Here is a 14443-nt window from a genome sequence, read left to right as displayed (position 1 = left end):
GGCCAGTGTGTTTGGAAAGGGATTCGCTCGCTAGCACCAAAGTGGGTTGTTTACGGCGCGCGCCGCGGTTGGGGCTGAAAGGAACGGTCATCCTCCTTTTTGGAGGGGTATGCTACGACCTGCGTTTTTCTTCGGAATACCGCTCGATGCGATCGAGCAGGTCCTGCTTGTCGCGCGCTTCGGATTTTTGATAGAGGGAATGGATGTATCCCTTGACGGTGTTGGGCGAGAGACCCAGCTCCGCGGCAATGTAGGTGCGCGTTCGTCCTTGCCGCAAGAGCATGAGCACCTCGCTCTCCCGTGTCGTCAGCGAATGCTCGTGTGCGAATGCGGCGATGAGGACAGCATCCTCGGGCTCTTGCGCGCCCGCGACGGCCCGACCCATCGGCGAGGCGTGCGCCTCGGAATCATGGGAAGCGCTCGCGTGACCGAAAGGGGTATCGCCCTTTCCGCTTCTCTCCAGGAAGGATGACAGGATGGGGTTCAACGCAAGAATGAAAAGCGATATAAGCGAGATGAGGGCAAGACCGACGGCAGGATCTTCGCGGTCGATCGCGAAGGCCCCGAACGCCACTCCCGCAAGGATGAGCAGGCCGCTTATGCCCAAGGCCACGCTGAGGTACACCCACAGCGATACATTGTCGCGCTGGCTCAGGCGCACGATGATGACGCGCGCATTCATTCCGGACAGATAGAAGGCGATGAACACGAGGGTCACCGCGACGGCACGCGCGGCCGATGCCGTGAACGGCAAGGCGATCAGCGAAAGCGCGACGATCGGGAACAGCATTCCGTACAGGTTCGATAGGGAAGGGGTGTGGCGGCGGATATGCCCGACGACGGCCATGGCCAGCGCAGCTATGACGATGCCGGCAACGGCTTGGAATTCGATCGAAGGCGACGTGCCGTCCGTGACGTTCGCCACTTGGCTGACCGCTCCGAACGTGAAGGAGAACACCCCTAGGTACGAGACGGCCTTCATGAAGTCGGTCGCCCCCGCGCTCGATATCCCGATGCGTCGCCTCTCCTTTTCTAGAGGTTGGGCCTTTATAAGGGGCGCAGCCGCTATGACGGTCGAGACGAGGGCGAAGATCAGCTCGAAGGGCCATTCCGCCCAGAAGATGAAGGCCGTCATCAAACCGCCTATCAGAAAAGCCGCCGGCACGATGCTAAGAATGGAGAAGCTTCCTTCGGCATCTTCCTGCTGCATGGCTATGCGGGCGATCCAGCCGAGCTCGGCCGTGGCAAGGCCGTATCCGATGCAGCTTGCCGATGCGATGGCGTAGATCCAGCCGTTATCGATGAATCCCAGATTATGGAACAGCAGCAGGACGTTCCCGATGAATACGCACGCGAAGGCGGACCGCATGCGCGCTTGGCGCATCTGCTTCCGACGGAAGAGGCAGTCGAGCGCCGTCAGGATCATGGTCAGGATATACATGGCGAAGAACAGAGCGCCGAATGAATGGCCCGCGCCGTGGGCCAGGCTCATCTCCTGCAGGAACGTGCTGGAAACCATCAAGGGGAACATCAGACCGCATACGATTCCGTATCCCAGCGAAGATCCAAAGGCAGTTTTCACCGTATGGACGGGTATGTTGCTTCCCTGGTCTGTCATGGTCTCCCTCTGGATTCGGATCGAGATGCGCTTGAGGATCGCTCATGGTGCAGTCGTTTTCAAGGCGATGCCCATTCTAGCCGACGATCCCTACCGCTCGTTGCGCAGGGAAGGGTTCGAGCTGCATATCGCCCCGAATCGTTCCCTCATCCGGCAAAACCCGCATTTACGGGCATTTTCCAGCGTTTTTAGTGTATTATCCTGTAGACTGTACGGTCGAAATCGCGTGACTTGACGTGTAAAGAAGGGCAACGGCGGATTGACCGCCGTACGAATGCGCCTTCGGTGGATTCCAGGACTTGCAAGGGTAGGAGGAAAACGCATGAAGAGGAACCTATGCTATCTCATGGCTGCGATGCTGGCGTTCAGCATCTGCATGCCGACGGGGGCTCTGCAGGCCTTCGCGCAGGATAGCGACGACATGACGTCTGCAAAGGCGGCGGAGGGTCTGAACTCTCCCGAGGAAAACGATGCGGACGATCAGGAACATGCCGGTCTTGAAGCGCCTGCCGATGAGGATGGGCAGCTTGCAGACGAAGACGAGGCGGCTGGCGAAGCCGCTGGTCAGGCGGATGCCGCCGATTCTATGATCTCGGATATCGCCCAAGTCGCGTCCCTGAGGTCTCCTGGCGTCGAGCTTCCGAATGTCGTCACGAATGCCCACGTGACTACCTCCACCGGCACCACGCCGGTGAACGTCGGTCCTTGGCAGGCGTTCAAGATCCACTTCCACTACGTTCTTCCCAACCACACGGTGCATGAGGGGGATACCACCACTATAGAGCTGCCGGCCGGGTTCAGGAGCGCTGCTCCGACCGACTTCGTGATCAAAGACGGCGACAACATCATCGCCAGAGGCAAGACCGATCCCACCAACACGAAGTACATCCTCACCTACACGAGCTATGCGGAAGACAAGTCCGACATCTCGGGCGACTTCTCGGTGAATGCTCAGATCGATAATGACGTTCACACCCACTCCGGCGTTCTTCCGGTGAATCCTGTGGTAAGCGGCGAAACGGTTCCGGCCGGTTCCGTCAACTACACGGTGCATATTGAAACGGCCTTGCCCATCATCAAGTCTGGCTGGGCGAACGCCTTCGATACCACCAAGGGCGTCTGGCAGATCAAAATCAATCAGGACGGCAAGGAATATACGGATGCCGTGCTCGACGACACGCTCCTGACTCCCGGCGTGTCTATCATTCCCGGTACGCTCGAAGTGTTCGAAGGAACCTGGCAGCTTCAAGGCACGAGCTATAAACTCGTCGGTCAGACCAACGTCACCAGCCAGTATCTCCCTCAGTTCATTTCCACCGGCACGACATTCAAGCTCGGATTGGGTCATATCCCCGCTTCCAAGGGGTTGCTGGTGCGATTCCAGACCAAGATCTCCTACACGCCTCTTCCTGGCGAGAAGTTCGAGAACAAAGGGACTCTTACCGACAACGGCGTAAGCAAGGAAAGCAAGGCCTACTATCTTCTGCCGACTGCTGGCGGCATCGGAGAAGGATATAACTACACGATCAATATCAAGAAGACCGACGAGATGGGCGCTCCTCTTGCCGGTGCGGTGTTCGATATCGTTCGCACCCGCACCGGCATGGTTGTCGGCCAGGTGACCACGAACGCTTCCGGCGAGGCGAGCCTGTCAGGCCTTCTGCGCGATAGCTACGTCATTAAAGAGACCACTCCGCCATCGGGGTATCTTGCGGCTGACGACCAAGCGGTCATCGACACCGACTTTCCTCTCACGACCAAAAGCGTGACGAAGACGTTCGTCGACAAGGTCGCTCCGTCCACAGTCGACGTTGCGGTCGAGAAGACATGGAACGATAACGGCGATCAAGACGGGATCCGCCCCTCCTCGGTCAAGATCAGGCTGTTCGCTGACGGTGCGCCCACTAGCAAGATAGTGACGCTCGATTCGGCCGGTTCGTGGAAGGGTTCCTTCACGGGTCTTGACCAGAAGGATGCATCGGGCAACGATATCGCCTATACGGTAGAGGAAGATCCAGTTCCGCTCGGGTATATCTCAGCCGTGGCCGGCGACGCGACGGCGGGCTACACGGTCACGAACACGCATACGCCCGCGACCGTCGACGTCCCCGTCGTGAAGAAATGGGTCGGGCCCGTGGGCTCCGAGGTGACCGTGCGTCTGCTCGCCGACGGCAAAGACACCGGCAAGGAGCTCAAGCTCGACGCCGATAACAACTGGTCGGGCGCGTTCTCGGGCCTGCCCAAGCACGACCACGGCCGCGAGATCGCCTACACCGTGAAGGAATACCCGGTGCCGAACTACGACGGCGACGTTACGGGCGACGCGGCCTCCGGCTTCACCATCACCAACACGAACACCGAGACCGTGAAGGTCCCGGTCGAGAAGAACTGGGTCGGGCCCAAGGGCTCCGAGGTCACGGTCAGGCTGCTCGCCGACGGCGCCGATACCGGCAAATCGCTCAAGCTCGACGAGGGCAACGGCTGGAAGGGCTCCTTCGACGGCCTTCCCAAGTACGGCGCCGACGGCTCCGAGATCGCCTACACGGTGACCGAGGCCGAGGTGTCGGGCGTCGACGGCTCCAAGTACGGCACCGCCGTCGAGGGCGACGCGGCGAGCGGCTTCACCATCACCAACACGAACAAGGAGACCGTGGACGTCTCCGGCACGAAGTCCTGGGACGACGATAGCGACCGCGACGGGGTCCGCCCCGCCTCGATCACGGTGAACCTGATGCGCGACGGCGCGAAGGCCGACTCCAGGACGGTGACGCCCGACGCCTCCGGCGCGTGGGCCTACTCGTTCACCGGCCTTCCCAAGTACGCCGCGGACGGCCACGAGTACGCCTACACCGTGACCGAGGAGGCGGTCCCTGGGTATGCGACCTCCGTGAACGGAACCGACATCGTCAACTCCTACACGCCGGGCAAGACCTCGGTCACCGTCACCAAGGCGTGGGCCGACGACGGCGACCGGGACGGCGTCCGTCCCACCTCGATCGACGTGCAGCTCTACGCGAACGGCCATGAGCTCGGCGCCCCGGTCACCCTGAACGCCGCCAACGGCTGGACCCACACCTGGACCGGCCTGAACCTGAAGGAGGCCGGCAAGGACATCGCCTACACCGTCAAGGAGGCCGGCGTGCCGAGCGGCTACGACGTCGCCGTGGCCGGCGACGCGACGGCGGGCTACACGGTCACGAACACGCATACGCCCGCGACCGTCGACGTCCCCGTCGTGAAGAAATGGGTCGGGCCCGCGGGCTCCGAGGTGACCGTGCGCCTGCTCGCCGACGGCAAAGACACGGGCAAGGAGCTCAAGCTCGACGCCGATAGCAACTGGTCGGGCGCGTTCTCGGGCTTGCCCAAGTACGACCACGGCCGCGAGATCGCCTACACCGTCAAGGAATACCCGGTGCCGAACTACGACGGCTCCGTCGAGGGCGACGCGACCTCCGGCTTCACCGTCACCAACACGAACAAGGAGACCGTGGACGTCTCCGGGACCAAGTCCTGGGAAGACGATAGCGACCGCGACGGCGTGCGCCCCGCCTCGATCACGGTGAACCTCATGCGCGACGGCGCGAAGGCCGACTCCAGGACCGTGACGCCCGACGCCTCGGGCGCGTGGGCCTATGCCTTCACGGGCCTTCCCAAGTACGATCCCGCCGACGGCCACGAGTACGCCTACACCGTGACCGAGGAGGCGGTCCCGAACTACGCGACCGCCGTCGACGGCACGGATATAACCAACTCCTGCACGCCCGGCAAGACCTCGGTCACCGTGACCAAGGCGTGGGCCGACGCGAACAACCAGGACGGGATACGCCCCGCGAGCGTGAAGGCCCAGCTCTACGCGGACGGCAGGCCCCTGGGCGACCCCGTCGAGCTCTCCGAGGCCAACGGCTGGACCCACACCTGGACCGGCCTGTTCATGAAGGAGGCCGGCAAGGACGTGGTCTACGAGGTCAAGGAGGTTTCGGTCCCCAAGGGCTACGAGGCCTCGGTGGCCGGCGACGCGGTAACGGGCTACACGCTGACCAACGCCCATGAGCCCGAGACCGTCGACGTCCCCGTCGCGAAGAGGTGGGTCGGCGGCGAGGGCGGCGAGGTGACCGTCCGCCTGCTCGCCGACGGCAAGGACGCGGGCAAGGCATTGAAGCTCAACGCCGGCAACGGCTGGAAGGGCTCCTTCGACAACCTGCCTGCCTTCGAGGGCGGCAAGAGGATTGCCTACACCGTGGCCGAGGACGCCGTGGAGGGCTACTCCTCTAAGGTCACCGGCGATGCCAAGGGCGGCTTCACCGTCACCAACACCAAGGACGAGAGGCCCGAGGCCCCCGCCCCCGGCGGCGGAACAACCGATACGACCAAGGGTAAGACGGAATCGTCCGGCTCTCTGCCGAAGACAGGCGACGGTGTGGCGGCTCCTCTAGCTGCTCTGCTTACCGCGCTCGCTGCCGGCTCCGTAGTTCTCATTGCACGTCGTAGGATGTCGTAACAGGACGCTTTGCGTCTGAAGAAAGAGCCCATCAGCCCTTACGGTTTCATAGGATTCTGCAGGGACATGGGTCGGAACTCAACATATCGCATCAAGAAGACGCGCCGACGACCTATATCGACGGCGCGTCTTCCCATATCTTTCATGCAAGGTGTTGGTCAGCGGGAATACGCCACTCAGGAACTTTGATGCCGTATTCCTGCTTGAAGCTTTCGGTCAGCATGAACGTTACGGGGTTTCGTCTGCGTGCCCTGCAGACAACGCCGATTTTTTCCAAATCAGACAAATATTTCCTAGTCATCTGCTGCCCTATATCAAGATGTCGGGCTATTTCGGCAAGAGGTGCGTCGCCTAGGAATCCGAATGTTTCATATTGCATGAGCATGAAGACCGCCGACGATTTCTTCGCATTGAGCTTCAAGTCGCTGTTGATGCGGTCCAGTGCTTCCGTCAATCGGCCATAGGACCGTTGGGCGGTTTCGAGTCTGTTTAGTATGTCGATTTGAGCGTCGCTTATAAGCCCGAGCAGCTGATACGTGAAATGGGTCAGTTCGCCGTGGTTCAAAGGGTCTTGAACGATGGAGAATGCGTTGTAGTAGACGTCTTTATGTTCGGCTATCGTTCTGGACAATGACAGGGATGTTGCCATGGATAAAGGTATGCTCAGGTAGAGCGCAAGGAGATACCTTCCCGTCCGCCCGTTTCCATCATAGAACGGATGCGCGTACTCGAACAGATAGTGCGAGACGATAGCGCCGTAAAGTGCAGGAATCTCTTCCGACTGCGCGATTTCAAGCATGGCCGCCATAGCCTCGTATATCTTCTTCTCAGGCTCAAGGCCTTTGTGCACGACTTTTACCCTGTTGTAGATGTCAACGCCATGAGCGCGGAACAGCGTTCCATCCGGAGTGTCGTTGCGAGACAGCTCTCCATTCATGACCTGGTCGTATATTGCGCGAATGTCCGCAGGCTCTTCCGGCAGCTTCGCCGTCTGGTCGAGGATGCTCATGTAGAGCATTGTGAGCTCTTTGAATCGTTTCTGCGCCGAATCCTCCGAACCCATCGCATTCAGCGCGTCTTTTATTTCACGCTTCGTGCTGCGCACCCCTTCGATTTCGTTTGACGATACGATCTCGTCAAGGACGAGCCCGCGCAGAATAGCGCCTCCTGCGATTCCTGGCATGTTTTGCATGCGCAAGGAGACCTTCCGCTCTGTGCGCAGTATCTTTTCGCTGAGCAGGGTAATTTCTCGCGGCATAGCAAGGAACAATTCATCATTTCCTGCGATATAGCCCGTTCGGAATGTTGATTCGGAATGCAGCCTCACATGCAGTTCGGCCAAAAGATCGGAATCTCTGCTCGTGGATGCATTTGCATGGTAAAGTTTCGAGAGCTCCCTGTATTCCAACTGAGCCTCCAATTGCCATGGGTGCTTTTTAATTTATATTAAATCGTATTTATTATAAGTAAATGAAGTAATTCATGGATTTGTTTATACAAAACCGCGAAAGAGAGTATTCGGCAATCTCGTTCGTTGCCGGTCATGCCGGCGGCGATAGTTTCGTCGCGTGCGTGGCGGCTTCGCATCGAACATAAATCATGCAGCGTTGCACGCTCGGCGGCAAAAGGCTGAATGCTATTTCTTTCCGCCGATGGCGAAATAGCCGCCTTCGCGGATGCTTGTAGAGCCGCTCATCGCGTAGTAGTCGCCATGCTTCTCAAACGTTTTCGCCGCGACAGGACGAGTGTCTTTCCGTGTGCATTCATGTAGCTGCGGTATTCAGAAAGCAACGACTGCGCAGCCTGGCTGGCTTCCGTTAAATCGGCGTCACGTCCGCTTATCAGATTGCCCGGCTCTTACGCACGCATGGACGTCTCCACATATGCGGACAAGAACGGATATGAGCGAACAAGGACGGTCTCGGTTCGATACCGAAACCGTCCTTGGAGTCGCATACGAACGGCGCGTGAGCGCCGCCTGCGCTTGGATCAAGCGCATCCCTTCTGCTCCGCGTCCCATCTACTCCGATCGCGGCAGCTTCTTCGAATTGCGTGCGGCGAGTATGACGCAGAGCGCGATGACCGCGTCGCAGGCCGCGCAGAACAGCCATACGCTGTTGTAGCCGCCAGTCGCTTGATAAATGCTGGTCAATATCGGCACGCCCATGCACCCGAGCGCGTATCCGATAGCCGGCACCAGCGAGTAGATCTTTGCATAGTCTTTGCTTCCGAACAGGAATGCGGTCAGCATGGCTATACCTGTGCCGTAGCATGCATACATTGTGTCGTTCAAGCTTGCTCCGACGAAGGCGAAGGCCGGCATCGATGCACCGATGCCTAGGCAGACGAAGGACAGGATGGTGACGGCGCACCAGAGGATAACGCCCTTGTCCGCCCCGAATTTGTCGCAGGTAAAGCCAATGAGCGGGTTCCATGCGATATCGGAGAGCATGGCGACGGTCACCATGAGGCTGCCGAATGCAGCGCCGTAGCCTACCGATTCGCTGTAGCTGGTGAACAGCTGGTTCGTGATAGTGGTCGTAGTGATCAACGTCATGGCCACGAGCAGCAGGATGAAGGCAGGCGATTTGATCGCATCGCGGAAAGCCACGCCGTCAGTGGGATCTTCTACATGTGCCCCTTCCCGCTCTTTCTCGTAACCGTAAGGGAGCAGACCTAGGATTTCAGGTTTCAAGCGAATGATGAACAGGGATGCGCTGCACATCAGCACGAGGCTGGCCGCGCCGAGGACCACGTATCCGACGCGCCATCCGGCATTGATGATGACTTGTGCGATGAGAGGGCTCATGATGGCGTTGGCAAGCGAGCCGATAGCCCATGCCATGCCGATGGCGAACCCTGTCTTCTTAGCGAACCAGTTCGTCAGCACGATAGCAACGCCGATGGATGTATTGAATCCCATGCAAAAGCCGATGACCAGGCCGGATACATACCACATATGCACGCTGCCGTAGGTCGACATGGCAATGGCGGCAATGGCCTCGATTGCGCAGATTATCGTCATATGCACGGGTATGTTCATTCTGGGTATCGTGCGTCCCGCTATAGGGAAGCTGATGGCTTGGCCGATGCTCACCAAGGTCATGTAGAATCCCAAATCGGATTCGGTCACTCCCAAGTCCTGGCTTACAGGTACGTAGAAGTTACCGGATACGATCGTGAGGAACCCGATCGAACCGGACACCCACATGCCGCAACCCAGCACGACGAGCCAGGGATAGATTCTTTGTTTGGTTGATGGTTCGCCCATGCGAATCGCCTCTTTTCTAGAGGGCCGGAATGCAGAGGATCTAGTACGTGAACAGGGTTCCCGTTTTTCCGGCGAGCGCCTCCTCGGCCTTCGAAAGGCTCGTGATGATGGCGCGTTTGCCGGGATAGGAGCGTACGAATTTCATGCACGCTTCTACCTTGGGCTGCATGTTCCCCTTGCCGAACTGGCCTTCCTTGCAATATCTTGCTGCCTCGGCCAACGTCAGGCAATCGAGATCGCGCTGCTCGGGCGTGCCGAAATCAAGGGCGACCTTCTCTACTTCGGTGAGGATGAGCAGCACGTCGGCGTTCACGTTTTCAGCCAGGAGCTCGGCGCCGAAGTCCTTGTCGATGACGGCCGCGGCGCCTTCCAGCGCGCCGTCGGCATGTTCGATCACGGGGATGCCGCCGCCTCCCGCGCAGATCACGATCGAGGAATTCCAAAGCTGCCTGATGGCATCGATTTCAACGATTTTCTGCGGCTTCGGGCTTGCCACGACGCGACGCCACCCGCCGCGCGCCTTGTCCTCGCGCATTGCGTAGCCGCGTTCCTCTTCGAGGCTGCGAGCTTCCTCTTCGGCGTAGAAGGGGCCGATTGGCTTTGTGGGATCTTTAAAGGAAGGGTCTTCCCCATCTACAATGGTTTGCGTGGCTATCGTGACCACGGGGTAGTCGAGCTCCCGTTTAGCAAGCTCGTGCTTGAGCGACTGCTGCACGTGATAGCCGATATAGCCTTGGCTCATGGCGCCGCATACGTCGAGAGGCATGGGCGGAACCACGTCCTTGGCCGTTTCGCTTGAAAGCAGGATGCGTCCTACCTGGGGGCCGTTTCCATGCACTATGGCCATTTCATAACCCTCGGCAGATAGCTCGGCAAGAAGCCTGCAGGTATCTTTCACAACCTCAAGCTGGGCTTCGGCGGTTCCGTCGCTTCCCTTGGATTGCAAAGCGTTACCACCGAGAGCAATCACGACCTTGGTCAGGATTTTCGAATCGGTCATTTCGAACGCTCCTTTCGTGAGGGGGGGCGGCTTGGACCGATTGCAAGGATCCGAGGCATTGCATCCCTGCGCATCGGTTCCCCATGATCATGCCTGCGTCGTTTCAGCGACGTTGTCTGCGTCGCTTCGCTGCACGCTCTCCGTTCCTCGAGGCATGCATTTCCAGCCGAGCTGTCTGCTGAACAAGATTCCCAGTACGATGACCGCGATGGGGTACAGGTAGCAGAAGAATGCGAACGGCAGGTATTTCAGACAGGGCACGCCCAGGATGGTGACCATGTAGATCGAGCACGTATTCCAAGGCACAAGCACCGACGTGATGCCCGACGCGGAATTGCAGATGTTGCTCCATACTTCGCCGGGCGTGCCGTGCTTCTCGAACGCATCGCCGTACATCTTGCATGACATGGCGATTGCGGGATATTGATCGGGCATGACGATATTGAACAGAGCGCCGCTTGCGACCGTGCCCGCGAGGAGCGACGCATAGCCTTGCAGCTTCGATGCAATGGGTTCGATGAGGGAATCCATCAGACCTGTATGCTGCATGAGACCTACGAATGCCATGACCAAGATGACGATAGTGATCGTCGGGAGCATCTCCGCAATGCCGCCTGTGCTGAACAGTTCGTCGATGATGGCGGAGCCGGTAGTGCTCGTCACGCCGGCGCTGCAGGATTCGAGCGCGACGCCGAAGTCGGCGCCCTGCAAGAACACCGCTTCGATCAGGCCGAGGGCGGCACCCAGCAGAAATGCCGGGATGGCGGGCACCTGAACTGCGATGCATATGATCATCACGATCAGCGGAACCAACGTGAGAGGTCCGATCGAGTAGGCAGAAGACAGCTCGCCCATCAGACCGGCGGTGCTTGCCGCCGCCGATGCTTCGGTCGCATCTGCCAGATGGCCGATGCCGAAGTACAACGCAATGCTCAGCATGCATACGCCGATGACGATAGGTAGAAACCTCTTGCACATGTCGAAGACGCCGACTCCCGCCACTGCGGCGCAGAGAACCGGTCCGTCCGTAAGGGGGGAAGCGATCTCGCTCACGTATGCGCCCGCGATGATGGCTCCTGCCGCCATGCCCAGCGGGATATCCAATGCTGCGGCGATGCCTATGAATGCTATGCCGATGGTTCCTGCGGCGCCCCAGGAACCCAGGACGATGCCGACGAGCAACGTGCCAAGAAACGCCACGGGCAGGAAGAGCTGGGGGCTGATGACGGCAAGGCCGTAGTAGATAAGCGTGGGAACGGTGCCGGACTGAATCCATGACGCGACGAGCATGCCGATGCACATCAGGATGAGCACGGCTTCCATGGAGTCCATGATGCCCTTCATCATGGACTCCAACACATCGTCCCACTTGAATCCGAGATACATGGCGAGTCCGCCGGCAAGGAGACACCCGATGACCAGAGGCATTTGAGGTTCGGTTCCCAAACCGACCACGCAAAACGCCATGGCGACAGCCAAGAACGTCAGGGCGAGCAGGCCATGACGGAATCTGATCGGCTTAATCGTTCTTTCGTTCACGGAAGCATCCTTCATGGCGATGGAAAGGGAAGGCTGGCACGGCGTGCTGAGGAAGCGTTGGGCAACGCGGCCCTAGATCCTGGAAAGGACCTTGTTGATGCGGGCTTCAGCATCGATGGCGATGGCCGGATTCGCGGCCTTTTTCTGAGCTTCGGCCTGTTTGACTAGATAGACGAGGATGGCGCGGATGGAATGCTTGCGATTCTCGGCCTCGATCCAGCACAGGCTGCGTTCGGGATCGTCCATGACCTCGTCCACGACTTCTTCGCCGCGGGTTGCGGGAAGGCAATGCATGAATTTGGAGGTCGGGGATGCGAAGTTCATCATATCCATGGTGACCTGGTATTTAGGATAGAAGATATCCATGTAGCTGCTGGTGCCTTCTTCGTCGTCGTAGAGGCCGTACCATACGTCGGTATAGATGAAGTCGGCGCCCTTGATGGACGCGAGGTCGTCGGAGACGGTCACGGTGCCGCCGGAGGTTTCGCAGTTCTTCTGAGCGATGGCGACCAGATCGATATCGGTATCGACCTGCAGGCCGCCGTCGGATACCTGATGACCTTTAGGTCCGAAATGGACGAAGTCCATGCCCATGATGGAGCAGATGAACATCAGCGAAACGCAGACTTGGGTTGCATCCCCGACGAACGCGACCTTGCAATCCTCGAGTTTCTTTCCCTCGGGCAGGTTTTCGATCATCGTAAGCAGGTCGCCGAGCTCCTGGGTGGGATGGTTGTATTCCGACATCCCGTTGATAACGGGGACGCTACTGTATTTCGCGAGATTGACGATGTCCTTATGGCGATCGACGCGAGCCATCATGACGTCGAGCAAGCTGCCCATGACGCGGGCGGAGTCCTCGATGGTTTCATGGCCGCCCAGTTGGATGGTCCCCGGCCCGAAGAACTGCGCATGTCCGCCCAAATCGGTCATGGCCGTTTCGAAGGAAATGCGGGTGCGGGTGGAAACCTGCTGGAAGATCATTCCCAAGCTCTTGTTCTTCAAGAGCTGCGGATACGCGCCTCCATCCTTGATCATGGCTTTCATCGCACGTGCGAGCTCGATCATCTCAAGAAGCTCTTCTTTCGTGAAATCGTTCGTATCGATGTAGTCTTTGCAAGCCATGCTTTCCTCCTTCGTCGAAGATCTGCAAGTGCGGAGCCGCCCATGCGGCGCCTCTGACGAACTCCACTATGCTTTCAGGTCCTCGGGTTTGGAAAGCCAGGAATAGGTTTGCCTGCCAGACGAATGGGTTTATGGATAGCGAGAACATGTACGTCCAGTTCATGATGCTCTGATCGTTGCCGGCTCATCGTGCGTCTAAACCCAATTAAACCGTGTTGAACTTTTCTGGATGGTAGTCTGGGGTTGGGCGAAGGTCGGAATCATAGCTCGGGGGATAATTGTCCGCTCGGCGAAAAAGAGGCATAGGTGGAAGCGACGTTTTCAACCTATACGATGGCAGTGATGTTCATCTGTGCCGTATCCAGCGCAGCTTCATTCGGTGCGTACCTGCTCACCCGAAATCGCACCTACATGTTCGCTGCCAGCGGCTTCTTCCTGTATTTTTTCGACCTGGCCTCTATTTTCCAGATGGAGAATCTCAGTCATGGGGCGCCCATTACCCTCGAACAGCTCTATGGCATTCAATTTCCCTACTATAAAGCCCTTCTGGCCGCCGGCATGCTGGAGTCGTGTTGGCTTTCCATATGCGAATATCTCGACGAGAAAAGCGTGACGCTCAAGATCGGGCCGGGCGTGGCGTTTCTGATCGGGGACCTCCTCATTGCAGCGGCGCTACCAGAAGGTCCGATCAAGCAATGGCTGTTCTATAGCGCACGTGAGGCGTTTTTGGCCTGGTGTCTCCTTTTTCTCCTCTTCGTTTCTCTTTCCAATCGCAAATCCAGCGTGGAAAAGGCGCTCGTCCTGCGCCAGAAGAGATTCATCGCCATGGTCGCGATGATCATCTGCTGCATCATTGCTGAAAACACCTTCGTCATACTCATATGGCATCCCTCGCAAGCGACGCTGGATTCCATGTTACCCCTCTATATCTCGGAGCGCAATTTCTCAGAGAATCTCCTGGTCATAACCCTTGGTGTAATAGCGGTGCGCCATGCCGCGGATGCGCTGAAGCTCCGGCACGTCGAACCTCCTACACCTCGGGCGGACAATCAAGAACGCTATGTAGCCCTATCGATGTCGCTGTTTAGCGAAAAGTACGGCCTTACGGCGCGGGAGCGCGATGTGCTGCGGGGCATCATAGACGGCAAGGACAATCAGAACATCGCGAGCGATTTGAACTTGGTGCTGGGGACCGTGAAGTCGCATACCCACAACATATTCAAGAAGGCGGGCGTGGCCACGCGCCAAGAGCTGCTGCAGAAATTCTGGGGCAAGTGACGAGAGACCGAGTTCGCATAGACTGGAAGGACGATATGCTGTCTTTTTCGATGCATACGGCCGTAATGGCTTCTTTCAGGAGGAATTCAAAGACGACCTTCGCGTAACACGGCC

At 58.5% G+C, this 14443-nt stretch carries 8 protein-coding genes; 2 read left to right on the top strand and 6 right to left on the bottom strand.

Going from position 1 to position 14443, the window contains the following annotated elements:
- Positions 1 to 112 precede the first annotated feature (112 nt).
- Entirely contained in the window at positions 113 to 1618 is a 1506-nt protein-coding gene (locus tag HMPREF0762_RS04545) for a helix-turn-helix transcriptional regulator (protein WP_050759676.1), read from the bottom strand.
- A gap of 322 nt (positions 1619 to 1940) precedes the next feature.
- On the opposite strand from HMPREF0762_RS04545, the gene HMPREF0762_RS04540 reads away from it, so the two are divergent.
- Positions 1941 to 6116: a Cna B-type domain-containing protein gene (locus HMPREF0762_RS04540; protein WP_006362299.1), complete on the top strand. Its 4176-nt coding sequence runs from the start codon at positions 1941 to 1943 to the stop codon at positions 6114 to 6116.
- Positions 6117 to 6258: 142 nt separating this feature from the next.
- On the opposite strand, the gene HMPREF0762_RS04535 is transcribed toward HMPREF0762_RS04540, so the two are convergent.
- The 5 genes from HMPREF0762_RS04535 to ptcA all read right to left on the bottom strand — a co-directional run bounded on the left by HMPREF0762_RS04535 (position 6259) and on the right by ptcA (position 13051).
- The gene (locus HMPREF0762_RS04535; RefSeq protein WP_245935497.1) at positions 6259 to 7524 is read right to left on the bottom strand and encodes a Fic family protein; all 1266 of its coding nucleotides are present in this window, start codon (positions 7522 to 7524) and stop codon (positions 6259 to 6261) included.
- Positions 7525 to 8136: 612 nt separating this feature from the next.
- Positions 8137 to 9387 carry an MFS transporter gene (locus HMPREF0762_RS04530; RefSeq protein ID WP_040619030.1) on the bottom strand — a complete coding sequence of 417 codons (1251 nt, stop codon included), beginning with the start codon at positions 9385 to 9387 and terminating at the stop codon, positions 8137 to 8139.
- Between the two features lie 40 nt (positions 9388 to 9427).
- Positions 9428 to 10387, bottom strand: coding sequence for a carbamate kinase (gene arcC, locus HMPREF0762_RS04525; protein ID WP_006362294.1), 960 nt, complete (start codon positions 10385 to 10387; stop codon positions 9428 to 9430).
- Between the two features lie 87 nt (positions 10388 to 10474).
- Complete coding sequence (locus HMPREF0762_RS04520) at positions 10475 to 11926, bottom strand: Na+/H+ antiporter NhaC family protein (RefSeq protein ID WP_115314214.1); 1452 nt, start codon at positions 11924 to 11926, stop codon at positions 10475 to 10477.
- A gap of 72 nt (positions 11927 to 11998) precedes the next feature.
- Positions 11999 to 13051 (bottom strand): putrescine carbamoyltransferase, encoded by a 1053-nt coding sequence (gene ptcA / locus HMPREF0762_RS04515; RefSeq protein WP_006362292.1) that lies wholly within the window; start codon positions 13049 to 13051, stop codon positions 11999 to 12001.
- Between the two features lie 306 nt (positions 13052 to 13357).
- On the opposite strand from ptcA, the gene HMPREF0762_RS04510 reads away from it, so the two are divergent.
- Positions 13358 to 14329 carry a helix-turn-helix domain-containing protein gene (locus HMPREF0762_RS04510; protein ID WP_040619027.1) on the top strand — a complete coding sequence of 324 codons (972 nt, stop codon included), beginning with the start codon at positions 13358 to 13360 and terminating at the stop codon, positions 14327 to 14329.
- Positions 14330 to 14443 lie beyond the last annotated feature (114 nt).

The organism is Slackia exigua ATCC 700122, from assembly GCF_000162875.1.
GTDB classification, from domain to species: Bacteria; Actinomycetota; Coriobacteriia; order Coriobacteriales; family Eggerthellaceae; genus Slackia; species Slackia exigua.
The sequence above is the reverse complement of the archived record's forward strand: the minus strand, read 5'-3'. Positions and strand labels throughout refer to the sequence as shown.